The 24618-nt window shown below is 68.1% G+C and carries 20 protein-coding genes and 1 pseudogene; 9 read left to right on the top strand and 12 right to left on the bottom strand.

All coding sequences use genetic code 11. The features are described 5' to 3' along the window. Position 1: 1 nt before the first annotated feature. Both treS and AC5RTY_RS11575 read right to left on the bottom strand, forming a co-directional pair. Positions 2–2365, bottom strand: coding sequence for a maltose alpha-D-glucosyltransferase (gene treS, locus AC5RTY_RS11580; RefSeq protein ID WP_494013131.1), 2364 nt, complete (start codon positions 2363–2365; stop codon positions 2–4). A gap of 202 nt (positions 2366–2567) precedes the next feature. Further along, positions 2568–3062 (bottom strand): MarR family winged helix-turn-helix transcriptional regulator, encoded by a 495-nt coding sequence (locus tag AC5RTY_RS11575; protein WP_494013132.1) that lies wholly within the window; start codon positions 3060–3062, stop codon positions 2568–2570. A gap of 46 nt (positions 3063–3108) precedes the next feature. Here AC5RTY_RS11575 and AC5RTY_RS11570 point away from each other — a divergent pair. After that, positions 3109–3924, top strand: a pseudogene (locus AC5RTY_RS11570) (EamA family transporter); the annotation flags it as partial. A 148-nt stretch (positions 3925–4072) separates the two neighbouring features. Here AC5RTY_RS11570 and AC5RTY_RS11565 read toward each other — a convergent pair. Beyond that, positions 4073–4774, bottom strand: a complete 702-nt coding sequence (locus tag AC5RTY_RS11565) for an endonuclease/exonuclease/phosphatase family protein (RefSeq protein WP_494013757.1) — start codon at positions 4772–4774, stop codon at positions 4073–4075. Positions 4775–5003: 229 nt separating this feature from the next. Further along, on the bottom strand, positions 5004–6467 hold the full coding sequence (locus AC5RTY_RS11560) for a protein adenylyltransferase SelO (protein WP_494139570.1): 1464 nt from the start codon (positions 6465–6467) through the stop codon (positions 5004–5006). 77 nt (positions 6468–6544) lie between these two features. Between AC5RTY_RS11560 and AC5RTY_RS11555 the strand changes: the two genes are divergently transcribed. Together AC5RTY_RS11555 and AC5RTY_RS11550 are read left to right on the top strand one after the other, a co-directional pair. Next, positions 6545–6727, top strand: a complete 183-nt coding sequence (locus AC5RTY_RS11555; protein ID WP_494139569.1) for a hypothetical protein — start codon at positions 6545–6547, stop codon at positions 6725–6727. A gap of 207 nt (positions 6728–6934) precedes the next feature. Then, complete coding sequence (locus AC5RTY_RS11550; protein ID WP_494139568.1) at positions 6935–8440, top strand: aldehyde dehydrogenase family protein; 1506 nt, start codon at positions 6935–6937, stop codon at positions 8438–8440. 91 nt (positions 8441–8531) lie between these two features. Here AC5RTY_RS11550 and ligM read toward each other — a convergent pair whose 3' ends face one another. The 6 genes from ligM to AC5RTY_RS11520 all read right to left on the bottom strand — a co-directional run bounded on the left by ligM (position 8532) and on the right by AC5RTY_RS11520 (position 14326). Next, the gene (gene ligM / locus AC5RTY_RS11545; protein WP_494139567.1) at positions 8532–9938 is read right to left on the bottom strand and encodes a vanillate/3-O-methylgallate O-demethylase; all 1407 of its coding nucleotides are present in this window, start codon (positions 9936–9938) and stop codon (positions 8532–8534) included. 99 nt (positions 9939–10037) lie between these two features. Then, positions 10038–10727, bottom strand: coding sequence for a GntR family transcriptional regulator (locus tag AC5RTY_RS11540; protein ID WP_494139566.1), 690 nt, complete (start codon positions 10725–10727; stop codon positions 10038–10040). Positions 10728–10780: 53 nt separating this feature from the next. Then, positions 10781–11743, bottom strand: coding sequence for a VOC family protein (locus AC5RTY_RS11535; protein ID WP_494139565.1), 963 nt, complete (start codon positions 11741–11743; stop codon positions 10781–10783). Between the two features lie 9 nt (positions 11744–11752). Next, positions 11753–12910 carry a 4-oxalomesaconate tautomerase gene (locus AC5RTY_RS11530; RefSeq protein WP_494139564.1) on the bottom strand — a complete coding sequence of 386 codons (1158 nt, stop codon included), beginning with the start codon at positions 12908–12910 and terminating at the stop codon, positions 11753–11755. Continuing rightward, positions 12900–13595, bottom strand: coding sequence for a 4-carboxy-4-hydroxy-2-oxoadipate aldolase/oxaloacetate decarboxylase (locus AC5RTY_RS11525; protein WP_494013139.1), 696 nt, complete (start codon positions 13593–13595; stop codon positions 12900–12902). The genes AC5RTY_RS11530 and AC5RTY_RS11525 overlap by 11 nt, the downstream gene beginning before the upstream one ends. Continuing rightward, on the bottom strand, positions 13592–14326 hold the full coding sequence (locus AC5RTY_RS11520) for a PIG-L deacetylase family protein (RefSeq protein WP_494013140.1): 735 nt from the start codon (positions 14324–14326) through the stop codon (positions 13592–13594). Before AC5RTY_RS11520 ends, AC5RTY_RS11525 begins: the two co-directional genes overlap by 4 nt. Before the next feature lie 189 nt (positions 14327–14515). Here AC5RTY_RS11520 and purU point away from each other — a divergent pair, with 189 nt between their 5' ends. Beyond that, on the top strand, positions 14516–15412 hold the full coding sequence (gene purU / locus AC5RTY_RS11515) for a formyltetrahydrofolate deformylase (RefSeq protein ID WP_494013141.1): 897 nt from the start codon (positions 14516–14518) through the stop codon (positions 15410–15412). A gap of 78 nt (positions 15413–15490) precedes the next feature. Here the strand turns inward: purU and AC5RTY_RS11510 are convergent, their stop codons facing one another. Together AC5RTY_RS11510 and AC5RTY_RS11505 are read right to left on the bottom strand one after the other, a co-directional pair. Next, positions 15491–16843 (bottom strand): aminomethyl transferase family protein, encoded by a 1353-nt coding sequence (locus AC5RTY_RS11510; protein WP_494013142.1) that lies wholly within the window; start codon positions 16841–16843, stop codon positions 15491–15493. Positions 16844–16917: 74 nt separating this feature from the next. Then, complete coding sequence (locus AC5RTY_RS11505; RefSeq protein WP_494013143.1) at positions 16918–18588, bottom strand: CocE/NonD family hydrolase; 1671 nt, start codon at positions 18586–18588, stop codon at positions 16918–16920. 234 nt (positions 18589–18822) lie between these two features. Here AC5RTY_RS11505 and AC5RTY_RS11500 point away from each other — a divergent pair, with 234 nt between their 5' ends. From AC5RTY_RS11500 to AC5RTY_RS11480, 5 genes are read left to right on the top strand one after another with little or no spacing between them, the layout of a single operon-like run. Next, positions 18823–19593: an ABC transporter ATP-binding protein gene (locus AC5RTY_RS11500; RefSeq protein WP_494013144.1), complete on the top strand. Its 771-nt coding sequence runs from the start codon at positions 18823–18825 to the stop codon at positions 19591–19593. After that, positions 19590–20303 (top strand): ABC transporter ATP-binding protein, encoded by a 714-nt coding sequence (locus AC5RTY_RS11495; protein ID WP_494013145.1) that lies wholly within the window; start codon positions 19590–19592, stop codon positions 20301–20303. Before AC5RTY_RS11500 ends, AC5RTY_RS11495 begins: the two co-directional genes overlap by 4 nt. Before the next feature lie 3 nt (positions 20304–20306). Further along, positions 20307–21191, top strand: coding sequence for a branched-chain amino acid ABC transporter permease (locus AC5RTY_RS11490; protein ID WP_493977056.1), 885 nt, complete (start codon positions 20307–20309; stop codon positions 21189–21191). Beyond that, on the top strand, positions 21188–22219 hold the full coding sequence (locus AC5RTY_RS11485; protein ID WP_494048925.1) for a branched-chain amino acid ABC transporter permease: 1032 nt from the start codon (positions 21188–21190) through the stop codon (positions 22217–22219). Before AC5RTY_RS11490 ends, AC5RTY_RS11485 begins: the two co-directional genes overlap by 4 nt. Positions 22220–22277: 58 nt before the next feature. Continuing rightward, positions 22278–23552 carry an ABC transporter substrate-binding protein gene (locus AC5RTY_RS11480; protein ID WP_494139563.1) on the top strand — a complete coding sequence of 425 codons (1275 nt, stop codon included), beginning with the start codon at positions 22278–22280 and terminating at the stop codon, positions 23550–23552. Positions 23553–24618: the final 1066 nt, after the last annotated feature.

Below are 24618 nucleotides of genomic sequence, written 5' to 3'. Positions count from 1 at the left end.
ATCAGGCACCCGCCTGGGGAGCGTCGTCGTCGGCCTCGGCAACCGGCGGCGCGATCAGCAAGGCGGTGCCCGCGTACGGTCCGAGGTGGAGATAGAAGCTGTGCAGGTCGTCCACTGTGCCGATGGTTTCGCCACTGAACGCGTCGGTCACTTCGGAGCCCAGCTCCAAGGCTTCGGAGCGGACGGTACCGGCGATTTCCTGCCCGGAGAAGTTCAGGACCGTGACCTCTTGCCCGCCCGAGACCAGTTGGTGGACCATCACCAGCATGCCGCGATGGGAGACGTCGGGAACATCTATCAGGGCGCTCTTGGCGATGCCGTGCTCTTCCCGGACCGCCAGGATGCGGGCCAACTGCCGGGCGAACGACGCTTCGTCCTCGAGCTGCTCGGGCAGCGTGCCGTACAGGGCCTTGCCCATGGGCATGCCGGAGGTTGACGTCTCGGCTGTCGGGTCGAAACCCATCAGGTCATGCGCGCTGCGGTTGATCCAGCGCGTGTCCCCCCGCGACATCAGCCGGGCCACCCGGCTGCGCTCCAGCGGCAACATCCCGCACAGGTCCCAGCCGGAGAGCGCGAAGACCCCCGGCTGCAGCGCGTTGTACATGGCCAGCAGCAGGTGCACGCGGCAGATCTCGGCCGACTGCTCTTCGGTGATCGAATCCAGGTCGGTGATGCCCAGCACCGCGGTGATCACGCTGGCCGTGGTACAGGCGATTCCGTTGGCGGTGAAGACCAGGTTGTAGGGGGCGGCTTCGCCGGTGATCCCGTCCCGCAGGGTCTGCTGCACCTTGTGGGCCAGCTCCGCGCCGGTGAGCTCCTCGCCGTCGAGCTCATAGACGTCGTCCTTGTGCTTGGTGGTGAAGTGCACCAGTTCGTAGGTGAGCTCGTCGTGGTTCTGCAGCGCGTGCACCAGCGACGCCTGGTCCACGCCGATGTCCATGGCCAGGCGCAGCGTCAGCCGGAGAAACTCGGTGTCCGCGGTGACCAGGGCGTGGTGGTACGCCGGGCGCGTCACGAAGTCGTAGGACAAATCCGGCCCCGTGGCGGAGGTCTCCTTGATGTCGTCGATGGACAGGTTCAGCTCCTGGAAGGTGAAGCCGCCGACCTTGCGGACCATGCTGCCGATGATCTGGTTGGCCGCCGCCGAGAGCGGATGCCCCTCGGACCAGCCCGGCGTTTCCTCGGCACTCTTCTCCACGCCCAGGAAGCCGTTGGCGTCCAGCCGGAGCGCCCCGGTCCCCAGGTCCACCAGCGAATGCAGGGCATCGCCCATCACCAGGCGCATGCCGGAGAAGGTGGGGTCCAGCCAGTTGATGGACGGCTGGCCGGCCTTGAAGTAGTGCAGATAGACCCAGCGGTGGGCCTTGCCCTCGGTGTCCAGGACCGGCGGGGTGGCGCTCCAGTTGGTTTCCTTGACGCCGGGTTCGTAGAAAATGACCCGCTGGAGCTCGCCGATGATGTAGCCGGCCTGCTGGAGCCGGCGCTCGGTCGCGACGTCGATATTGACCGAGTCCTCGCCCTCGGGGACATCCGGCAGCAGGTCCCAGTCGGACTCCGGGATGTCGATCATGTGGTAGATGCCCGGATAGTCGCGGAAGTTCATCTCCGCCAGCCGGAAGTCTGCTCCCTTGCCCGTGTGGCCGGGCACAATATCGTCCACGATCGTGCCGCCGTGTTCGGCGGCCACCCCGCACATGCTCCGGAACTCGTCCTCGGTGCCGAACAGCGGGTCGATCGCCATGCTGATGCGGTCGAAGTGCCCGTCCACGCTGGGGGTATGGTTCCAGCCGGTCAGGCCGCCGGCCAGCTTCACCGGCCCGATGTGGATGGCCTTGATGCCGATCTGTTGGAAGGCCTCCCAGAGCGCGGCATCGCCCAGCGCCGCCAAGAACGTCTGTCCGGGCCTGGTGATCAGCGACAGCGGGTAGGCCGTGAACCAGACCGAGGCCCGCTCCACCGCCGCCCGCGGATTCGGGTACGCGAACGGGTTCTGCCACATGCTGGCCTGCCCGGAGAGCTGGCGCCCCAAAACCTTCGCGTCGCCCAGCATGGACTGGTTGCGCAGCCACTCCACATAGACCTTGTTGCGCGCGTCCGGCTCGAACGGCGGTTGGCCGGGGACGAACTGGCGGCGGCGGGCCGTGGGGCGCAGCGAGCGGGGACGGGCCGGGTAGAACTGCTCGTCAAAGCTGATGTCCGGCGCCTGGGGTTCGGCGAGGGGCTCGACGGCGGTGTTCCCGCCGTCTGCCGCGGCGGCACCCCCGTCTGCCCTGGCAGCACCCCCGTCTGCCCTCGCGGCAGCACCGCCGTCGACATGGTTGGTGCGGTCAAGGACGGGATCGTGCCCCAGAACCGAATCCTTCATGGCGTCATCTCCTTTGTGCTCGACGGCTGGAATTCTCCAGACGGGCTCTACCCCCAACATTGCCAGACGGCCGGGGCCACCACTACCCCGGGCCGCCGGTGGGCCGGGCGGTTTCAGCAGGAAGTGGACCGCCGCCGGGTTCGAGGACCGCGGAGCCGTTCCGGTCGTGCTCGTTGTAGGAGCCGACTTCGTACCGGTTCGGCTAGCAGCGCGCTTCGGCGGCTTGCTCCACCTTGGCCAGCAGGCGCGCGAGCTGGTCGCGTTCCGTCCGAGTCAATCCGGCAAGCAGGGCGCGTTCGGTGTTCACATGGTCGGGCAGAGCCTTGCTGACCAGGTCCCGCCCTGCTGGCGTGAGGGTAACCTGCTTGCCCCTGCCGTCCGTGATGTCTTTGGTCCTTGTGACCAGCCGCCGCTCTTCCAGCCGGTTTAAGCGCTGGGCGATGGCGGCGGAGGTCACCATGGCGGCCTGGGTCAGCTCGCGTGGACTGAGCGTGTAAGGCTTCCCTGAGCGCAGCAGTGTCGCCAAGACGTCAAAGCTGGCCGAATCGAGATCGTGGCGGGCGAACGTTGCCGCCAGCACGGCGTCCACCTTCCGCGACGCGCGGGTGATCCGTCCAATCACTGCCATGGGCGAAACGTCCAGGTCGGGCCGTTCCGCAGCCCACTGCCCCAAAATTTTCGCTACCGGGTCTTCCACGCATCCAGCATAGACGATTCGCTAAGAGCTTAGCTATATTGGCTAAGTGCTTAGCAATCGATGGCTCCTCCTCACAGCCACTGCCTTCGCCCCGTTGATCTGGGGAACGACCTACGCGGTCACCACCGAACTGCTGCCTGCAGACAAGCCGCTCCTGGCAGCGGCGCTGCGGGCGCTACCTGCAGGGCTCCTCCTGCTGTTGATTGTGCGGCGGCTCCCGCAGGGCCCTTGGTGGTGGAAGGCCCCACTGCTCGGCGCACTGAACATCGGCGTTTTCTTCGCCCTGCTGTTTGTTGCCGCCCATCGGCTGCCCGGCGGAGTGGCGGCGACCATTGGCGCCGTGCAGCCTTTGCTGGTGGCTGTCCTGGCCTCGCGTTGGATCGGCGAGCGGCTGACCGGCCCCAAGGTCATTGCAGCGGCCGTCGGCTTGTTTGGCGTCGCGCTGATAGTGCTGCAATCACACGCCGGACTCGACGCGGTCGGGGTCGCGGCCGCCTTGGGCGGCACCTTGTCCATGGGCGCCGGCCTGGTGCTGGCTAAGAAGTGGGGGCAGCCGGATACGGCTCTGGCCGTTACGTGCTGGCAGTTGACGGCCGGTGGTTTGCTGCTGGCACCGCTGGCCCTCCTCATGGAGGGCCCGCTGCCGCAGCTGACCGGTTCGAATTTCGGTGGCTACATCTACCTGTCGGTGATCGGAACTGCTGTGGCCTACGCGTTGTGGTTCCGCGGGCTGCAGCTGCTGCCGGCGTTCAGCGTGTCGCTACTGGGACTGTTGAGTCCCGTCGTCGCCACCGCCACCGGATGGCTGGTCCTTCATCAGGAACTCGCCCCCGGTCAAACAGCGGGGGCGTTGCTGATTTTGGCAACACTGGTCGCCTCCAATTCCAAGGCCACGACAACGGGCGGGCGGGCCTCCGCCGCCGCGGCAGCCATTCGGCGCATACATTTCCGCTGGTTCTCGTCAGGCAGACCTTCAGCCGATTGCCAGTTGGCGGAATACGGCGAACCCGTCAGCTGGCGCGGGCCTCGCGGTTCTCGTCCACGTATTCCGCCGTCACCAGGATCGGCAGGTGGTCGGACTGGCCGCGCGGCAGGGTTTCCACGCTTTGAATGTCCAGGCCCAGGGACGTGGCGAAGTCGAAGTGGCCACGGAACAGCTTGTAGCGCGTGTAGGTGCGGCGGTTGCTCAGGGTGAGCTCGTAGCCCGTTTCCTTCAGGTGCGCGATCAGGTTTTTGGTGAAGAAGGGGTAGTTGAAGTCCCCCACCATCAGTGTCATCTGCTCGCCGGTGCCGCCCATGCCCAGCAGCGCTTCGTGGCCGGCCTTGATCTGATGCCGGCGCAGGGAGTTGGTGGCCGTCAGCGGAGCGGCGTGAAAGTCGCCGACGACGATTTCGTGTTTACTCTCGTTGTCCACCATTTTGACTCCGAGCAGCCGCTCGTGGGCCGGCGCCAGCACGTAATCGTGCAGCGACTTCTTGAGTTCGAAAGTGTTGGTATCAAGGGCGGAGAACCGGTCCTCGTCGTAATAGACGGCCAGTCCCAGCCTGTTTCCCTTGGTCGAATTGGCCAACCGCAGGTGTCCCAGCGTGTGCGGAAGTTTCTCCGTGTCCGCTTCCTGCAGGCACATCACGTCGACGTCGTAGCGGTCGGTCAGGTCCTCGAGTTCCGCGCTCGCACTGTGTTTCCGCAGGTTGTAGCTGATAGCTCTCAACAAAGAATCACCCTTCCGTCGCGGTCGCTGTAGCCTGCGCCCATATTACAGAGCCGGCCCCGCGGTTACATTCGGCGGCCGCCCGCCAAACCGGCCCAAAGGGCGGATTCGCCCCGCAAGGACGGCAAAAACCGGTGGCCGATATCCTTCGACAATCAGGTGCCGGGCGCGGCCATCGGCGCCGCGTTGCCGGGCATCGGCACCCGTCCCGCCGGCGTCTTGCCGGCGCTCACGTCCCGCAGAAAGTCCGGTACGCGCCAAAGTCTTCCGGCGCAGCGGCTGCGTAACGCTCCAGACCGGGGCGCTCGTCGTAGGGGCGGGTCACCGCGTTCAGGAGGCGGGTCAACGGGTCCAGGTCTCCGTGCGTTGCGGCGTCGAGGGCCTCCTCGACCAGGTGGTTGCGGGGAATGTAGACGGGGTTGACCCGGTCCATCAAACCCGCGTCCGGCCGGAGCGGACGCCATCGTCCCAGCCAGTCGTCGAACCCTGCGGGGTCCGGAAACAGGCGCCGCGCCGCGTCGGTTTGGCCCCGGGCGGCCGCGCCGAGGCTGCGGAAGAACGCCGTGTGGTCTACCTTGCCCGCCTGGAGCAGGGCCAGGAGGTCGTTCACGAGCGGGGAGGCCGCCGCGGCATCGACCCCGTCGCCCAGGCCGATCTTGCTCTTCGCGCCGGCCAGCCAGACGGCGCTGTACTCGCTCCTGAAGGCGCCCAGGGCTTCCGACGCGAGGGCGGCCGCCTGCTCTTGATCGTCGTGAAGGAGCGGCAGGAGTGCGTCCGCTAGCCGGGCGAGGTTCCATTCGGCGGCAAGCGGCTGGTTGGCGTATGCGTAACGTCCGCCCTCGTCGATGGAACTGTAGACGGAGGCCGGATCGAAGGCGTCCATGAAGGCGCAGGGCCCGTAGTCGATGGTTTCACCGGAGATCGTCATGTTGTCGGTGTTCATGACCCCGTGCACGAATCCCACGAGCATCCATTGCGCCACCAGCGCGGCCTGGGCGCCGATCACGGCGTGGAACAGCGCCAGATAGGGGTGCTCGTCCTCGGCGGCCGCCGGGTGGTGGCGGGCAATGGCATGGTCGGCGAGCCGGCGCAGGAGGTCGACGTCGCCCGTGGCCCGGGCGTACTGGAAACTTCCCACGCGCAGATGGCTGTCGGCCACCCGCACCAGAACGGCTCCCGGCAACTCGGTGTCACGGTAAACCGGGAGCCCCGTGGCCACGACGGCGAGGGAGCGCGTGGTGGGAATGCCCAGGGCATGCATGGCCTCGCTGACCACGTATTCGCGGAGCATCGGGCCCACCGCGGCCTGGCCGTCACCGCCCCGCGCGAACGGCGTGGGCCCAGAACCCTTGAGGTGGACGTCGCGCAGCCGGCCGCCCGCATCGGTCAGCTCGCCCAGCAGGAGCGCCCGCCCGTCGCCGAGCCGGGGCGAGTACCAGCCGAACTGGTGTCCGGCGTACGCCTGCGCCACCGGAGTGGCAGCACCGGGGATCCGGTTGCCCGTCAACAGCTGCAGCCCGTCGGGGCTGCGCAGGGCGTCCGGCTCGATTCCCAATTCGGCGGCCAGCGGCTCGTTGAGAACCAGCAGGCGCGGGTCGGGGACCTCCTGCGCCCGCCAGGGGACGGCCAGCTCCGCAAGCTCGCGGGCGAAGCGGCCATCAAACGCGAGGGTTGATTGTGCTGGAGCACTCATCCCCCAAGAATAGCTAGGACACCACGGGCGGCGTCACCCCAGCCGGCAGATACCCGGAACTCAAAGGAAAGACCACGATGAGCACGCACATCCACAGCATCCTGAACCGGGCCGGAGAAGAGATGGTGTACATCGGACCGGACCACCCTTCCTACGAACTGCTCGCCGGGCTGGTGGCCTCCGTGCACCAAGCCTGGCAGGAAGGCTACGACCAGGGCCGCCGCGGCGGCACGGACGAAAACCCGTACCGCGGCTACTAAAGCGGGCGGCGCCAGCCGGAAAATAGGGCGCACCAACCCCTAGCACTCCCCCCGCGGATAGGCAAAGCTGAAGGCAGGGGAAACTGGCGCCCACCACGCTCTGAGGTTGTCGCCTTCAGCCGGCAGGGGGCGCCGACGCTGAAGAACGTCGCTCCTGCAGTTCCGGCATGGGGCCGGAACGGTCAAAACACAGAGAGGTGTTTCGAGATGACTGACGTAGCAAGCACTACCGGCGAAACCGGCCAGGTCACTACCGGGCTCTATATCGCCGGCGAAGTCCGGGACTCCGGCGAAAAATACCCGGTAGCGGACCCCGGCAAGCCCGGTTCCGTGGTGGGCTACGCGGCGGCCGCCACCCGGCAGGATGTGGCCGACGCCGTCGCCGCCGCGAAGTCCGCCTTCCCGGCGTGGGCTGCGCTCGGCGCCAAGGAGCGCGCCGCCCGGCTCGGCGCGGCCATCGAAGGCATCGCCGATCTCCGTGACGAGGACGCGGCGATCCTGTCGCAGGAAAACGGCAAGATCCGCATGGAGGCCTGGGTGGACGCCCTGGTCTTCGAGATCCGCTTCCAGCTCGCCCTGGCGCTCGCGGACGAGGTGGACCAGGGCAAGGTCCTCGAACCGGCCCCGGGCATCCCGGTGACCACCTCGGTGGCATACCAGCCGCTGGGCGTGGTCACGGTAATCGTTCCGTTCAACTGGCCCATCGCCATCCTGGGTGCCTCGCTGCCGCACGCCCTGCTGGCTGGCAACACCGCGATCGTCAAGCCGCCGCCCACCACCCCGCTGGCAATCACCCGGGTAGTGCAGCGCGTGGCGGAAAAACTGCCGCCGGGTGTGCTGAATATTGTCACCGGCCAGGACAGCGAGATGGGCGGCCTGATCCAGAACGACGACGTGGCGAAGGTCTGCTTCACCGGCAGTGTGGGCGGCGGCAAGAAGATGATGGAGATGGCGTCCAAGAGCCTGACCCGGGTCACCTTGGAGCTCGGCGGCAACGACCCGGCGGTGGTCCTCGAGGACGCCGTCCTGGACGACACGCACCTGGACCGGCTGTATGCCGCGGTCTTCGACACGACCGGGCAGATCTGCATGGCCGCCAAGCGCATCTATGTGCACCGCTCCCGGCTGGAGGAACTGGTCGCCGGGCTGTCCGAGCGGCTGGAGAAGGCCGTCGTCGGCTATGGCCTGGACGAGGGCACCACCATGGGCCCGCTGCACCAGCCTGCGCAGAAGACCTTCGTCGAAGAACTCATCGCCGAGGCGAAGGCCGCCGGTGCCGACGTCCGGGAATTCGGGGAACTGCCGGCGGACCCGGAGCTGCAGGGCGGCAACTTCCTGCGGCCGGCGTTGGTGGTCGACCCGGACCCGCAGCTGCGCGTGGTCACGCAGGAACAGTTCGGTCCGGTCATCCCGATCCTCCCCTTCGACACCGAAGAGGAAGCGCTGGCCCTGGCCAACGACACCTGGGCCGGCCTCTGCGGCTCGGTGTGGACCGCGGACACGGACAAGGCCAACGCCGTCGGCTCGCAGCTGGTCTGCGGCTACGTCTGGGTCAACGACCACGGCGCGACCCGCCTGGACCTCCGTGCGCCGTTCGGCGGCATGAAGCACTCGGGCTTCGGCCGTGAACAGGGCATCGAAGGCGTCCGCGCGTTCCAAGACACCCGCGCCATCGCCCACCTGGACGAGGCGGCAGCCGCCGCTGGCCACTAACCACGACGACGGCGGCGGGCGGCCCTTCGTCCGCCCGACGCGGAGCAGCAGAGGAACGGGGCCGGCCCCGCCTGCGGGACGGTCCCCCGGTTCAGACCGCCTGGGCGGTCCGCCAGCCGCCGCGGTATTCCTTGCGCGCGGTCACGGAGTAGGGCGCGGGGCTGACCACGGCCCGGACTTCCAGTTGCCGGTGCGGTTCCACGGTGGTCTTGCGGGTGCCGCCGTCGGGCTCGCCCCAGACCACGTTCACCTCCGTGCCGATCTCCACGTCGGGGTTGACCGTGGCCAGTGACAGCGCCCGCCGCTCGTTGGCGCTGTAACCGGTGAACAGGGACAGGCCCACGTTCGTGCCGCCGGCGTCGACGATGGAATCGTAGTTCGAGGAGCCGTAGTTGGCGTTGGGCAGGTCGAAGTACTTGTAGGGCGTTCCCTCCGGGTCGAACAGCGAGGCGAAGATTTTGGTCATGTCCTCGGCGTTCCAGGCCAGCGTGACCTTCTTCCGCTGCGTCTGGCCGTCGATCTTCTCCAGCGCCTCGCGGCCGATGAAGTCGTGGTCGAACTTGATGAACGAGCCGTAGCCCAGCTCCCACGGGTTCAGGTAGTAATCCTCGATGTTGTCGGAGACGAAGCTGCCGGCCACGGCGTTGACGGCTTCGTAGCTGTCCGCACCCAGCCATTCCCGGTACGGGCGAAGCTCCTCCCCAGAGTAGATGGCCGGCAGCGGGGACGGAATCCAGCCCGATTCCAGAGTGTTGGACGAGTAGGCCCGGGCGCCGACAGCCAGTAGGCCGAACTCCCGGCCGGCGTCCAGGATGAACTCGCGGACGCGCTCGTAGGACTCGTAGGGCCCCCAGAGCTCCAGCCCGGGGGCGCCGGCCATGCCGTGGCGGAGCGTGCGCACCTGGACCCCGGCCACCTGCATGTGGTCCATGCTGAAGAATTTCAGCTGCTCCACGGTGCCGCCGTTGAGCTTTTCGATGACCTGCCACGCGTTCGGACCCTGGATCTGGAACCGCCAGTACCTGCGCTGCACGGGCTTGCCCATCGGCCGCGACGGCGACCGCCGGTCCACCTCCAGCTCCACGTCGTACCCGCCGGTCTGCCCGTGGAAGAGCAGCCAGTTGGCCGCGGGGGAACGCCCCACGTAGACGAACTGGTCCTCGGCCTCGTGGAAGAGGATGCCGTCGCCGATCACGTGCCCGGACGGCGTCGTCGGCACATATTGCTTGGCCCTGTTCACCGGGAAGGTGGCCACCGAGTTGATCGCGGTGTCGGAGATCAGTCTCAGCGCATCGGGGCCCTTGATGAACAGGTTGTCCATGTGGTGGGACTGGTCGTACAGCACGGCGGTCTCCCGCCAGGCCCGGACCTCGCTGCGCCAGTTGGTGAATTCCGGTGCCACCACCGGGTAGACGTAGGCGCCGATCTGCGAATTGCGCAGCAGCTCCACGGTATTGCCGGCCTGGTCCAGGACGTCCTGCAGGTTCTGTGCACTCATGATTCCCCTATCCCCGCCGGCCGGGGCCGGCGTCTCTTCCATGCCTCCGTTGGCCGAAGGCATGCTGTGCGGTTGCGGGCGGCAGGGGAACCGGCTTCTTTAGCGGCCGGGGTCCTCGGCCGCCCGCGTGATGGCATCGGCAACGCTCTTGAGGTGCTTATCCATGGCTGCGGCGGCCCGTTCCGGGTCCTTGGCGCAGACCGCGTCCAGAATCTCCAGGTGCTCGGGCAGGGATACGGCGGGCCGGCCCGGCTGCATGGCCAGCCGGAACTGGAAGCGGACGCTCTGGCCGCGCAGGCGCGCGATCAGAGCGGCCGCCGTTTCGTGCCGGCTCAGTTCGACGACCCGGCGGTGCAAGGTCTTGTTCAGGTCCGAATACTTCAGCAGGTCGCCGGCGGCCACGGCCCGGCTCATGGCCTCGCCAAGGGCCCGCAGTTCCCGCACGTCCTCGTCGGTGACCTGTTCGGCGGCCTTGGCCGCGCAGATGGCTTCCAAGGCGGCACGAACCTCGGTGATCTCCACCGCTTCCTCCACCGCGACCGCGCGCACCCGGGCGCCGCGGTTCTGGATGCGCTCCACCAGCCCCTCCAGCGTCAGCTCCGCCAGCGCCGCCCGGACGGTGGCCCGGCTGGCATGGTACTCGGCGCAGATATCCGCCTCCACCAACCGCTGGTTGGGCACGAGTTCGCCCCGGTCGATCGCCCGTTTGAGCCCGGCGACGACGGCGGCCGGGTCGGTTGATCGGGGTGCGGCAATCTGGCTGGCGGTGCTCACGGGAGGCTGCTCCATGCTGAGAGAGTGTGCTGACGAAGTTGTTGCCAATAACCTAGCCCATGTGGTTCTCAGGGCGTGTCCGGCACTTCTACGGGCGGTGTGCCGTGGGTATGGAAGGTCGAGATGGTCTGCATCCCCCAGGCCTGGCCCTTCTTCCGTTCCGTCTCGGTCCAGACCACCGGTTCCCAGTCCGGTGCCAGCAGGAGCCGCGCGCCGGCGTTGGCGAACTCGATGCGGTTCCCGCCCGGCTCGTAGACGTAGAGGAAGAACGTCTGGTTGATCGTGTGCTTGTGCGGACCAGACTCGATGTGGATGCCGTTCTCCAGGAAGATGTCGGCGGCCTTGAGGATGTCTTCACGGGTGTCCGGGGCGAAGGCGATGTGATGCAGGCGGCCGGAGGCGCCCAGGTGGTCGGCCGAGTAGACCAGGTCATAGGACTTCTGGCCGAACCGGAACCAATGGGCCGCGGTGCGTCCGTTGTCCAGCCGGATCAGTTCGCTGTCCTTCAGGCCCAGGACGTCGGCCGAAAACTTCGCGTTCGCCTCCACGTTGGCCGCCAGGTAGTTGATGTGGTCCAGCCGGCGGGCGTTGACCCCGTGGCCGGGGAACCGGGACGCCTGGTTCTTCAGGGCCGGCTTGTCGTCCGTGGCCCGGTACCACTCGGTCTCGTAGTAGACGGACATCGGGTGGCCGTCCGGGTCCGTGAAGTGGAACGACGGCCCGACGCCGAATTCCCCGTCCCGCCACTGTCCGTCCTGCCCGGATTCCTGGATCGAAGCCACCAGCCGGTCCAGCGCCTCGGGTGAGGCCGCCCGGTGCGCGACCAGTCCGACGCCGGAGGCCTGCCGCGGGGTGAGCTTGATGCTCCAGTTTTCGTAGTCGTCCCAGGTGCGCAGGAAGACCGAGTCTCCGGCGCGGGCGACCTCCCGCATGGCCAGCAGGTCGTTGAAGAACCAGTAGCTCTCGTTGAATTTGTCAGTGAACAGTTCGATGTTGCCCAGGTGGGCGATGTCGCGGTGCTGGGGTGTCATGGTCTTCCTTCACTTCGGTTGCGGGGCCACCCGGTCTCGGGGAAAGACGGTGCCGTCGAACAGCTTCCGCGCCGTCCGCAGCACCGTGGAGGACGTGGTGGTGATGCCGGCGGGACGCTCGGCCAGTTCCGCGCCGACGTCCAGGTAGCCGGTGGGGTGCTCGAGCCGGAGCGGCCTTCCGCCGGCGGGGAGCCGGGCCAGTTCGTGTCCGACGGCGTTCTGCAGTTGGATGCCGGCCGCCACGGTGGTGGCACCGAGCACGCCGATGGACGTGTGGCAGCGCACCGGCAGGAAGCTGCGGGTGTTGACCGTGCCCCCGTTGCGCGGCGCGGAGAGCAGCACCAGCTTCGGCACGGTCTTGCCGGACACGTCGCCCATGCCCATCAGCTTCGCCGCCTCAATCCGGATCCGGGCCAGCCGGTCCGCCAGGGCGGTGTCGGCTTCCAGCTCGGCCGGGTCCTCGTAGCCGGTGACCCCGAGATCGCCCGCCCGCAGCAGGACCGACGGCATGCCGTTGTCCACGCAGGTAACGTCGACGCCGTCCGCCACGTCCGCCTCCCGCCCGGTGGGCAGCAGCGCCCCGGTGGAGGAGCCGGCGGTGTCGGCGAAGTCCAAGGTGACCGGGGCGGCGGTACCGGGCACTCCGTCGATGGCCGCGTCCCCGCGGTAGTCCACCCGGCCGCCGGGCGTCGGGAAGGTGGCCGTGGCCCTGCTGTCTGTGTTCACCATCCGGATGCGCACCGCCGTCGTGCTTCCCTGCGCCCGAAGCAGGCCGCGTTCGACGGCGAAGGGTCCGACACCGGCGAGGATGTTGCCGCAGTTCTGGCTGTCCGTGACCGTCGCCTCGTCCACGGCGACCTGCAGGAACAGGTAGTCCACGTCGGTCCCGGAATTGCTCGACGGTGAGATGACCGCCACCTTGCTGGTCAGCGGGTGGGCCCCGCCGATGCCGTCGATCTGGCGGGCGTCCGGGCTGCCCATGATCCGCAGCAGCAGGTCGTCGCGGTCGGCGCTGTCCGCCGGCAGGTCCCCGGCCAGGAAGTAGGCGCCCTTGGAGGTGCCGCCGCGCATCAGCATGCAGCGGACGCCGTGGTCGTAGTCCCCGCCGGCTCCGGAAGGGGCGGCCGCGGCCAGGGGCCGCGCATCGCCGTCGTGCTCAGCCGTCATAGTCCTCGGCCGCCACGTATTGAACGCCGAGCTTCTCAAGGACCGGCCGCAAGCCGTAGTAGTCCAGGCCCAGCGTCCCCTCCTGGAACCGGGACCGGGTCTTTTCCTCCTTGTCCAGGCGCGCCTGCGAAGCCTCGACCGCCGCCGGTGCTTCCAGCCGCGGCACGCAGACCACGCCGTCGTCGTCGGCGACAATCACGTCGCCCGGCCGGACCGTGACCCGGCCCAGGGTGATAGGGACGTTGACCGCCCCGGCGCTCGCCTTCACCGTTCCCTGGGCGTGGACGGCGGCGGACCAGGCGGGAAAGCCCATCGCCTGCAGTTCCGCCACGTCGCGCACCCCGGTGCTGGTGACCACGCCGCGGACGCCGCGGTACTGCAGGGCTGTGGCGAACAGCTCGCCGAACAGGCCGTCGGTGCATTCGGACGTGGTGGTGACCACCAGCATGTCCCCGGGGCGGCACTGCTCAATGGCCGCGTGGACCATCAGGTTGTCGCCGGGCCAGCAGAGCACCGTGACGGCGGTGCCGGCCACCCGGATGCCGGACTGGATCGGCCGGAACTGCGGGCCGGCCAGGCCGGTGCGGCCCATCGCCTCATGGACCGTGGCGACGCCGAAGCCGGCGAGCGCGTTGGCGTCGGCCAGGTCGGCGCGGGGCGGGTTGGTGACGATGACGTTTCTCATGCCAGCGTGCCGGTCACTTGCGGGTAGTAGCGCATGTACGCCTCGCCCTTGGTGTCCGTGGGGAAGCCGAGGTTGGGCCCCGCGTTGCGTTTGACCTGCACGCCGCGGCGCGTGGCCAGGTCCGTGTAGTAGTCCCACATGTGCTGCTGCGCCGGCAGGCATTCCATCGCCGTGCGCTTGGCCGGGAAGGCCGCCGTGATGTCGAGCAGGACGTTGGGCTTGAAGTCGCTTTGCTCCGGCTGGTGCGGTTCGAAGAAGAACACCGGCGGGGCGCCCAGCGGATCGCCCGGCGCGTCGTAGCCGATGGCCTGCGCCAGCACCCGCGCGTCCAGCGCCATGCGTGCCGCGGCCGGGTGGTCCCCGTTGTACGGGTCGGCCAGCGGATGGGTCAGCACCACCGTGGGCTTGACCTCGCGGTAGATCCTGACCAGCTCGTCCACCAGGTCCCGCGTGGGCACCAGCGGATAGTCGCCGGCGTCCAGGAACCGGACCTCGGCGCCGAGCGCCGCGGCGGCGTTCTCCGCCTCCTGCCGGCGGATCGCCTTGATCTCTTCCAGTTCCTTGCCCTCGCGCCAGGCCTTGGCGGACTCGCCGCGTTCGCCGTAGGACAGGCACACGACGACGGCGCGTTCCCCGCGCTGTGCCGCGGCGGCGATGGCGCCGCCGGCCCGCCAGACGAAGTCGCCCGCGTGCGCGCTGACCACCAACAGGGCCGGCTCGGTGTCGCTCAAGGGTCCTCCCGGTGTGGTTGTCCTAGGGGAAGTCAACCACCGGGAACCAGAATCGTCAACAATTCTGGTTTCACTTTCCGTGCGTGCCAAAGGACGGGCAACATCGGTCCCTTCCCACCAGAAGCCTCCGGGCCGCGGGCCTGCTAAATTATTCGCAACAAACTGCGAGCCCTCGGAAGGCAGGGCGCCATGACTACCTACCCGCAGAAGCCCCCGGCAGGAGCGCCGTCGACAGAAGACCAGGGGCGATTGATCGTCCAGGGCACCGACCGGCCGGGCATCGTCGCCAGCGTTTCCACCCTGCTGACCGAGGCCGGCGCCAACATCGTCTCGCTGGATCAGCATTCGACCAATCCCGAAGGCGGCCGGTTTTTCCAACGGACGGTTTTCCATCTGCCCCACCTGACGGCCCGGGTGGAGCAGTTGGCGCACAGCCTGGAGCAGCAACTGTCCGGCGACCCGGACCTGTCGTGGCGGCTGGTGGAAGTCAGCCGGCAGAAGCGCGTGGCGATCTTCGTGTCCAAGTCCGACCACTGCGTGCTGGACTTGCTCTGGCGGCAGCGGCGGGGCGAGCTGCCGGTGAACATCGCCATGGTCGTCTCCAACCATCCCGACCTCAGCTCCGATGTGCGCCAGTTCGGGATCCCCTACTTCCATGTGCCGGTGGACAAGGAGGACAAGGCCGCGGCCGAGAGGCGCCACCTGGAGTTGCTGCAGGGCAACGTGGACCTGGTGGTCCTGGCCCGGTACATGCAAATCATCTCGCCCGGCTTCCTGGAGGAGGTGGGCGTCCCGGTAATCAACATCCACCACTCGTTCCTCCCCGCCTTTATCGGCGCGGCACCGTACCGCAAGGCCAAGGAACGCGGCGTCAAACTCATCGGGGCCACGGCCCACTACGTCACCGAAGACCTGGACGAGGGGCCCATCATCGACCAGGACGTCATCAGGGTCTCGCACAGCGACTCCGCGGAGGACCTCGCCCGGCTGGGCGCCGACGTGGAACGCAGCGTCCTGTCCCGCGCGGTGATGGCCCACTGCGAGGACCGGGTGCTGCGCGACGGCAACAGCACCATCGTTTTTTAGAGGTTGCCGCGCGTCCGGGCCACGTTGCTGCCGCCGCCGAGTCCGTTGATCATCGACGCCGCGGCCGCGCGCCCGGGGTCAGGATCGGTAGGTCTTCCGCGCGAAGTCGGCGTACGGCACCGGGGCGACCGTCGCCCGAATCTCCACCTGGCGGTGCGGCTCGACCTGGGGCTTGCGGGTATTGGGCTCCTCGCCCCAGAGCACGGTGACTTCCGTGCCAGGTGCGCTGTGCCGCTTCTCCACGGTGGCCAGCGAGAGGAAGGCCTGCTCGTTGGCCGCATAGCCGCAGTCGAAGGACAGGCCGGCGGGTTCCCCGCCTGCCAGCACCTGGTCCACCTGGTAGAACGCGTAGCGGGCCTTGGGCATGTCGAAGTACTTGGCCGGCAGCGCGTTCTCACCGAGCGATTTGAACACGCCGGCCACATCGTCGCTGTTCCAGACCAGCGTGACCTTTTCGCGGGCCGGGTTCTCCCGCATCCGCTCCAGGGCGCTCCGGCCCAGGAAGTCATGGTCGAAGGAAACCACGCGGCCGTAGTTCAGGTCCCATGGCGTCAGGTAGTAATCCTCGATGTTCGAGGAGGCGAAGCTTCCGCCGAGCGACCCGGCGGAGGCGAGCGGCAGCCACTTCCGGTAGTCGGCGAGCCGGTCCCCGCTGAAGATGGCGGGCACCGGCGTCGGCACCCATCCGGAGCCGAGCGGGGAGGTGGAATAGGCCTTGGCGCCCACTTGGCGCAGATCAAGCTCTTCGCCCGCCTCGAGGATGGCCTGGCGGACGCGCTCGCCCTCCTGCCACGGGCCGAAAATCTCGAACCCGGCCTGGCCGGCGATGCCGTGCCGGATCGCCCGGACCCGGCAGCCGGCGATCGTGAAGTCGGTCATGTGGAAGAACTTCACGTCGGGAACCGGTCCACCGGTGAGCTTCTCCACCAGCGGAAGCGCCTGCGGCCCCTGCAGTTCATACCGGTAGATCTTCGGGTTGCCTTTCCGGACCAGGGAATTGCCATCGCGCTCGGCGGTGGCGTCGTAACCGCCCTTCCCCAGGTGGAACTCCACCCAGTCCACGACCATGTGATGACCCACCAGGTTGAAGCTGCCCTCGGCCAGGCAGGCCAGGATGGCGTCACCGATCAGGTGGCCGTCCTCGTTGACCGCGACGAACTGCTTCGCGGTGTTCGGCCGGAAGTTGGCGAACTTGTTCACGCCCAGGTCGCTGAGCAGCTTCAGGGCGTCGGGTCCGTTAAGGTACAGGTCGGTCATGTGGTGGGACTGGTCCAGGAGGGCGACGGACTGGTCCCAGGCCCGCTGCTCCGACCGCCAGTTGGTGAACTCCGGCTGGATCGGAAAGACAATGGGCAGCGCGGGCAGATTCCGCAGCAGCTCCACCGGATTGCCGGTGCGTTGGATGGCATCTTCGAGGTTTTCGGCAGGCATGTCATGTTCCCTTCGGTGATCTGGTTCCACGGCCGGGCCGGCCGGCCGCCGTGCGCGGCCCGGGCTGCGGCGTGTTAGCCCGGGGTTTCGGCGAACACCGGGAGCACCAGGTGCGAGGCGGACTGCCCGCCGGTGTGGATGCGGTGCTCCCCGCGGTTGACCGAGTCCTCGTGCCGGGCGTAGAGGTCGGGCTTGGGGTAGCGCATGACGTCGGACCCCTGCACCACCAGGCCCAGGGTGTCCCCGGCCTCGAAGCGGGTACCGGAGGGCAGGATCTCGATCTCCAGCCGGACCGGGCCGTCCGGGGGCAGCGGCAGGGCCCGCCGGTGGGCCAGCACCGGGAGGTACTCGGTGGAGCGGTCCGGATCGAGTTCACGGTGGGAGGCGCGCTGCCAGCCCACCGCGACGGGGCCGTCGTCGAAAATGGCGTAGTAGGGGAAGCCGACCACCGTGCCGTCCCGGTCCTTCTTGAACAGTGCCACGAAGACGTCCAAATCCTCGGCGTCCGGGGCCGACAGGAAGAGCACGGCCTTGGCGTGGCCCACGAGCATGGTCTCCTCGCGGAAGGCGAGGCTGAATTCCGCCCGGTGCGGCCGCAGCCCGCTGCCCAGCGAGTCGTAGGCGGCGGCCCCTTCTGCGGCGGGCGGCTCGTCCGCGAGCGAGCCGGCCGCGGCATCGAGATAGAGGGTGCGGTACCGGGTCTGCGGCGCCGGCCAATCCGCGGCAGCGTAGGTGCTCCCCTCGTAGAAGCGGTCCCGCACCTCCAGCCGCACCCGCGGCCAGTCCGCCAGGCCGCCGTCCCGCCCGTGGAGGAAGTGGTCGAAGAAGACCCGCTGCTGCTCCACCATGCCGGGGCGGTAGTACTCGGCCCACTTCTTCCGGCCGTGCACGTACAGCCATTTCTCCTCGGAGGCAATCCGGCGGAAGCCCTCCAGGGTCCCCCGCGTGTGCAGCCCCTGGTCCGACCAGCTGGCGACGACGAACGCCGGGACGGTGACCTTCTCCAATTCGGCGCTCTTGGACTCCCAAAAGGCGTCGTAGAACGGATGCGCGGCCGTCTCGGCTTCCAGGTCTTCGATGGGGCCGGTGGCGTAGCCCCAGCGTTCCCAGATGTAGGGCCAGAACCACGTTTCCGGGATGCCGCCGTGCCGCGCGACTTCCCGATAGGTGTCGGTCCAGCCTTCCCAGGGGTTGATTGCGGCCAGGTGCGGCGGGTCCAGCTCGGCCACGCGCCACTGGGAGACGGTCAGGTAGGAGACGCCGGACAGTCCGACCTTGCCGTTGCTCCATTCCTGCCCGCCGGCCCACTCGATCAGGTCGTAGAAGTCCCTGGCTTCCTCCGGAGAGCAGTAGGTTGCCGCGCCCTCCGAGTACCAGGTGCCCGGGATGTCGGCCACGACGACCGCGTAGCCGTGCGGCACCCAGTAGGCGGGGTCCGGCGCCTCGAAGGTCGTCAGCCCGCTGGTGTAACCGGCCCGCACCCCGCTGGTGGGGCGGACCACGCCCAGCTGCTCGGTGATGTGCTTACCGTACGGCGACCAACTGACCAGCGGAGCGGCGCGCACCGCGCCGTCGGGCCGATAGACATCCACGCGGATCACCGCGCCGGACGACGCGGCCACGGCGATGTCCCGCTCGATGACCATGCCCGGAAGATGTTCGGTCCGAGGCTGGGGCGGACGGCCGCCGCGCTCTTCGGGAGCATGGCGGTGTCCCCTGAAGAGATACGGGATGGAGCCAGACATCGTGTCCGCCTTTCCGCGGTGCAGCCGTGCAGCCGCCGAACGCCTGTTGCTTCCCCTGCCTGACGACGGCGGCCATAACGTTCCCATCACCGCCTTGACATGAGATAGATCACATCGTTAGCTTCAATGTCAACATTCTTGTTAGCACCAGCCGGCCCACGACGCCGGAATGAGCAGTCTCCCGCCTCCAGGAAGCGTTGAATCCATGTGGCGTACGGCAGAGAGTGTGCGGCCATGACGGCCCGGCTGACCGTCGAGGATGTTTCTCTGCACTTTGGCGGCATCACGGTGCTGGATTCTGTTTCCTTCGAGGTGGAACCCTCGACGGTCTTCGGGCTCATTGGCCCCAACGGCGCGGGCAAGACGTCCCTGTTCAACTGCGTCAGCGGACACTACAAGCCGTCGTCGGGGTTCATCGGCATCGACGGCGCGGACGTCCTCTCCCGTGCGCCGTCCGCCCTGGCGCGGATGGGGCTGGCCCGCACGTTCCAGCATCCCGCGCTGCAGTTAGACCAAACGGTGCTGGACAACGTGCTCCTCGGCGGCCATTCACGGCTGTCCGGCGGTGCGCTGTCCTGGGCGCTCCGGCTCCCGCACGCCGTCCGCGGCGAGCGCGCTCTCCGCCGGCGGGCCCATGACGTTCTCGCCCGGTTGGACCTGGACTGGGCCACCCGGCTGCCGGCCGGCGAGCTGGCCCACGGCTTCCGCAAGCGCGTGGAGTTGTGCCGGGCGCTGCTCAGCCAGCCCAAACTGCTGCTGCTGGATGAGCCGGCCGCCGGGCTTTCGCACGCGGAAGTCGAGGACCTGATCGGCTGGATCAGGAACCTGCGCGCGGAATTCGAGCTGACCATCGTCGTCGTCGAACATCACATGGGCTTGATTTCCGCGGTGACGGACCGCCTGGCCGTCCTCAACCAGGGGCGGAAGCTGGCGGAGGGCACGGCGGCCGAGGTCCGGCAGGATCCGCGCGTGGTCGAGGCGTACCTCGGGCAGGGGGCGGCATGACGGGCCTCCTCGAACTCTCCAACGTGCGCGCCTGGTACGGCCGGGCCGTGGCACTGCACGGGATCAGCCTGAGCGTGGCCGACGGCGGCGCGATCGGCATCCTGGGCGCCAACGGCGCCGGCAAGACCACGACGTTGCGCGCCATCAGCGGCATGGTAAAGACCAGCGGGGACATCACCTTCGAGGGCCGCAGGATCGGCGGGATGCGGCCCGACCAGGTGGCCCGGCTGGGTATCGCCCACGTGCCGCAGGACCGCGGCACCCTGGCCAACCTCAGCGTGCAGGACAACCTGCTGGTCGGTGCCTACCGGCGCAAGGACCAGCGCGGCGTCGCCGCCGACCGGGACAACTACTTCGATCTCTTCCCGCAGCTCGCGGCGCGCAGCAAGACACCGGCCGCCGCGCTGTCCGGCGGTGAGCAGCAGATGCTCGCGATCGGGCGCGCCTTCATGTCCGGGCCCAAGCTCGTGCTGCTGGACGAGCCGTCTTTGGGGCTGGCGCCCAGCACGGCCGGCCAGGTCTACGAAGCGATCACCAAACTGCGCACCGAAACGGGGTTGTCCATGGTGGTGGTGGAGCAGAACGCTGCCCTGGCCTTCTCCATTGTGGACGAGGCCACGGTCCTGGAAACCGGGCACGCTGTGCTGTCCGGGCCGCGCGAAGAGCTTATGGGCCTGGAAGCCATTCGCAAAGCGTACCTGGGCGGGTGAGCCGTGGATTCACTGTTCCTGCAGCTCATCATCGACGGCCTGGGCAACGGGGCCATCTACGCCGCCCTGGCGCTCGCCATCGTGCTGGTGAACCGGGCCACCGGGCTGATCAATTTTGCGCAGGGCGCCATGGCCGTGTTCTCCACCTTCCTGGCCTGGACCCTGTGGCAGGCCGGCATTCCGCCGGCGCTCGCCATTCCCCTGGCGATCCTGGTCTCGGCGCCGCTGGGCGCCGGGGTGGAGCGCCTGATCATGCGGCGCTTCGAGCGCGGGCTGCCCGACACCGCCATCATCGTCACGGTGGCCCTGCTGGTGCTGTTCACCGGGCTGGCCGGCCTGTTCTGGGGCTACAACTCCCAGCAGTTCCCCTCGCTCTTCCCGCTGGGCACCTTCCAGGTCGCCGGGGCCTTCATCAGCTATCAGTCGCTGGGCAACATCGTGGTGCTGCTGCTGGTGGTGCTGGCACTCCAGCTGCTGTTCAAGAAAACCAAGCTCGGCCTGGCCCTGCGGGCGGTGGCGGACAACCCCGAGTCCAGCGCGCTCTCGGGCATCCCGGTGGGCCGGCTGCTCATGGTGGGCTGGGCCCTGGCCGCGGTGCTGGGCGCCATCGCGGGCGTGTTGATCGCCCCGAAGGTCTTCTTGTCCCCGCACATGCTGGACCAGGTGCTGGTCTACGCCCTGGCCGCCGCCATCCTCGGCGGTCTCAACAGCCCGCTGGGCGCGGTGGTTGCCGCCGGCCTGATCGGCGTGGTCGAAAACCTCGCCGGGGCCTACATCGGCTTCATCGGCGACGACCTCAAGATCGCCGTGCCGCTGATCGCGATGTTCATCGTGCTGCTGGTTAGGCCCCAGGGCCTCTTCGGGCAGAAGGAGGTGGTGCGGGTATGAAGCGCAACGTCTTCGCCTCGCGCTGGTTCCGGATCGCCGCCGCCGTCGTCCTCGTCGTGCTGGCGGTCCTGGCGCCGCTGCAGCTCATCCCCTACGTGAACTACCAGCTGACAGTGGTCGCCGCCTTCGCCGTCGCGATCCTGGGGCTCAACCTCGTGACCGGGTACGCCGGGCAGATCTCGCTGGGCCAAAGCGCATTCATGGGGCTGGGCGCCTACGTCACCGCGTACGGCGTCACCGAGGGCTGGCCGGTGCTGCTGACCTTCGTGCTCGCCGCCCTGATCCCCGCCGTCGTCGGTCTCCTGGTCGCCCTTCCCGCGGTCCGGCTGCGCGGGGTTTCGCTGGCCATGGTCACCATCTCGCTGCCGATCATCGCGGACCGGCTGGCCAAGCGGCTGGACGATTTCACCGGCGGCTCCGTCGGCATCACCGTGCAGTGGATGAACGCCCCGGACTGGACCGGCCTGGCCGACGACCAGTGGCGGTACTACGTGGTGCTCGGCATCGCCGCCGTGCTCTTCGTGCTGGCGGCCAACCTGACCCGTGGCCGGATCGGACGGGCCTTCGCCATCGTGCGCGAGAACGAGGCCGTGGCCACCGCGATGGGCGTCTCCAACTACCGGTACAAGGTGCTCGCGTTCACCGTCGCGTCCTTGTACGGCGGCGTCGCGGGCTTCCTGTACCTGGCCGCCGTGCAATACATGTCCCCGGCCACCCTCAGCTTCGTGGTCTCCATCAACATGCTGGCGGCCATGATCATCGGCGGGTCGGCCAGCATTCTCGGGTCCCTGCTCGGCGGACTCTTCTTCGTTTTCATTCCCGTCTTGGCCGGGCAAATCGACGCCTCGCACACCCCGATCATCTACGGCGCGGCCCTGCTGGTCATCCTGTTCCTAGCCCCCGGCGGGCTGGTGACCCTGCCCGCGCTGCTGCGGCGGATGCGGCGCAGACGTGCGGAGCCCGAGGCCGCCCTCAAGGCTCCCGACACCGGCCCGGAAGTCCATACCCCGACCACCACGGCGATGTGAGCCGGCAGGGGGCAACTCACCGATCCAGCACAAGGCCCACAAGGCTAAGGAGAGAACAATGCGAACACGGCAGATCGGACGCGGCGCCACGGGTGCCGTGGCGGCCGCGGCGGCCCTCACGCTCGCGCTCAGCGGTTGCGGCCGGGGCGACGGCGGCAACTCGCCCGAGGGCAGCCCGGGCGCCACGGAGGGCGGCGGCGGAGCCGAGCAGGGCATCACCGACACCAGCATCCTGCTCGGCAGCACCACCTCGCTCAGCGGCGTGGCCGGCGCGCCGGGCAGCTGCCTGGTCGCGGGCATGGAGGCCTACTTCGGCGCCGCCAATGCGGACGGCGGCGTGGAATTCGGCGACGGCAAGACCCGCAAAGTGGAGCTCAAAGCGTACGACGACGCCTACGATCCCGGCCGCGCCGTGGCGAACTTCCGGCAGATGATCGCCGAGGGCGTCTTCGCCGACGTCAACGGTCTGGGCACCCGCACCAACCTGGCCGTCATGCCGGTGGCCACCGAGGAAGAATTCCCGCAGGTGTTCGTGGCCTCCGGAGACTCGGTGTTCAGCGAAGACCCCGAGGCCAACCCGTGGACCATCGGCTGGATGCCCACCTACTACGCCGAAGGCAACTCGTTCGGCAAGTTCCTGGTGGACTCCGGCACGGCGGTCACCGTCGCCGTGCTGGAACAGAACGACGACGCCGGCAACGAGTTTGTTGCCGGGCTCGAGGACGCCATCGAAGGCTCGGAGGTGGAGATTGTCCAGCGGGCCACATTCGAACCGGGCGACCCGACGGTGGACGCGCAGATGGCCCAACTGGCGGACAGCGAGGCCGACGTCTTCTTCTCGGCCAACACGGTGCCGGCGCTGACCGCGTCGTCGATGGTCCGCGCGCAGGACCTTGGCTGGACCCCGTCCATCTTCCTGGCGGCCGTGGCCGCCAACGAGCGGGACGTGCTGGAACCGGGCAATGCCAGCGCCTTCCCGAACGTGTACAGCACCGGCTTCACCAAGCAACCCACGCAGACCGACGACGAGGAAGTGAAGCAGTTCCTGGCCGACATCAAGGAGTACGCCCCCGATACCGCCGACCAGATCATCCCGCATTGCCTCTGGGGCTACGCCACCGCGGCCACCCTCGAGGAGGCGTTCAAGAACATGGCCGAGCCGACCCACGAGGCGCTCATGGAAGCGGTCCGCAACGTCAAGGACTTCGAGCCGCCGCTGCTGCTCGACGGCCTGAGCGTGGACACCACCACCAACATGGCCCCGATTTCCGAGGTGCAGGTCCAGGAGCACACGGGCGAGGGCTACGTGCCGGCGGAGTCCTATGCGCCGTAAAGGCCCCCCCGGGGCGCCGGGGCGGTTCCGGCCGTTCCGGCGGCCGTCACCTCTCCGCTGAACAGGGCACGCCACAGACAGGGCGTTCCCGGTCAACAGTGGCGGACGTATTTGAATGAAATTCGGTTTGCCTAACCAAACTAGTTTAGCTAGGCTTGTGGTGTCCCGCCGGACGTGGAAGAACCGGACGCTGAACGTATTTTGGCGTGCGTCCAACACGTTCTCGGGCGAACGCTTGAATTTGTCAAAAGGAGTATTGATTGGCGGTTAGCTTCTCTCAGAATCAGTTTGGAGCCCTTAATGAAGCGCTGATGCGCACGCGGTCGGAGAAGCGGTTCAGAACGCCCTTCGAAGCCGCGTTCCTGGCGCAACTGTCGCCAGCCGATGCACCAGCCACAGTATTTGGGCAGTACAAGGGGCAAAGCGACGAGGAAGTTGGTCCAGAATTTGACACTGCCGGGCTGACACACCTCTGTGGTTTCTCGCGGCAGCCTCGGGCAAGGACTGCGTCGCATTAGCAGTGCATTTGCCGACAGATCGATCACCCGGGCAGCCAAGCCCGCTGGGACGTTCGACCGCTGGCCCTGCCTGCCTGAGCGCCACCGGCAAACGCAGCGATGTGCCCGGCACCGCCAGGTGTGACCCGTCCCGCCGCGCAGTCGACAGGGCACCGCGGGTACGGAGCGTGACTCCCTTCTGGGGTCAGACCGAGTCAGGAGAGGATGCTTATGAACGGAACGGATATGGTCGCTGCTTTCATCCCCGAGGACCCCGTGGGGCAGCTGAACTACGCGATGCAACTGGTCGGCCAAACGCTCGTGGGAACCCTCATTGCGGTCGGTGCAGTCCACCTTCTGAGTGCACTTCTCGTGCTGACAGTCGCCGGAAGGGGTCGACCCTTCATCCGGATTGGCCTCACAGCCGCGGCGCTACTGGTCCCTGTACTGGGCCCGGTGGCGGCAGTGATGGTCCTGTGGGACAGGATCGGCGGCAGCCCTCACAGGCGCCGACCGCAATATATCCGAAACGCTGAGAGCGTCTAGGCCGGAAAATCCGTTGCCGCCGC

The organism is Arthrobacter sp. Y3224055 (assembly GCF_059090825.1).
This window is presented reverse-complemented; position numbering and strand designations above follow the sequence as displayed.

Bases quoted from the DNA above. Each gene is read 5' to 3' on its own strand.
- AC5RTY_RS11560 (WP_494139570.1), bottom strand. From the start codon at position 6,467: ATGAGTGCTCCAGCACAATCAACCCTCGCGTTTGATGGCCGCTTCGCC.
- ligM (WP_494139567.1), bottom strand. From the start codon at position 9,938: ATGAGTGCACAGAACCTGCAGGACGTCCTGGACCAGGCCGGCAATACC.
- treS (WP_494013131.1), bottom strand. From the start codon at position 2,365: ATGAAGGATTCGGTTCTGGGGCACGATCCCGTCCTTGACCGCACCAAC.
- AC5RTY_RS11495 (WP_494013145.1), top strand. From the start codon at position 19,590: ATGACGGGCCTCCTCGAACTCTCCAACGTGCGCGCCTGGTACGGCCGG.
- AC5RTY_RS11555 (WP_494139569.1), top strand. From the start codon at position 6,545: ATGAGCACGCACATCCACAGCATCCTGAACCGGGCCGGAGAAGAGATG.
- AC5RTY_RS11525 (WP_494013139.1), bottom strand. From the start codon at position 13,595: ATGAGAAACGTCATCGTCACCAACCCGCCCCGCGCCGACCTGGCCGAC.
- AC5RTY_RS11500 (WP_494013144.1), top strand. From the start codon at position 18,823: ATGACGGCCCGGCTGACCGTCGAGGATGTTTCTCTGCACTTTGGCGGC.
- AC5RTY_RS11485 (WP_494048925.1), top strand. From the start codon at position 21,188: ATGAAGCGCAACGTCTTCGCCTCGCGCTGGTTCCGGATCGCCGCCGCC.
- AC5RTY_RS11535 (WP_494139565.1), bottom strand. From the start codon at position 11,743: ATGACACCCCAGCACCGCGACATCGCCCACCTGGGCAACATCGAACTG.
- AC5RTY_RS11510 (WP_494013142.1), bottom strand. From the start codon at position 16,843: ATGCCTGCCGAAAACCTCGAAGATGCCATCCAACGCACCGGCAATCCG.
- purU (WP_494013141.1), top strand. From the start codon at position 14,516: ATGACTACCTACCCGCAGAAGCCCCCGGCAGGAGCGCCGTCGACAGAA.
- AC5RTY_RS11540 (WP_494139566.1), bottom strand. From the start codon at position 10,727: ATGGAGCAGCCTCCCGTGAGCACCGCCAGCCAGATTGCCGCACCCCGA.
- AC5RTY_RS11550 (WP_494139568.1), top strand. From the start codon at position 6,935: ATGACTGACGTAGCAAGCACTACCGGCGAAACCGGCCAGGTCACTACC.
- AC5RTY_RS11505 (WP_494013143.1), bottom strand. From the start codon at position 18,588: ATGTCTGGCTCCATCCCGTATCTCTTCAGGGGACACCGCCATGCTCCC.
- AC5RTY_RS11530 (WP_494139564.1), bottom strand. From the start codon at position 12,910: ATGACGGCTGAGCACGACGGCGATGCGCGGCCCCTGGCCGCGGCCGCC.
- AC5RTY_RS11480 (WP_494139563.1), top strand. From the start codon at position 22,278: ATGCGAACACGGCAGATCGGACGCGGCGCCACGGGTGCCGTGGCGGCC.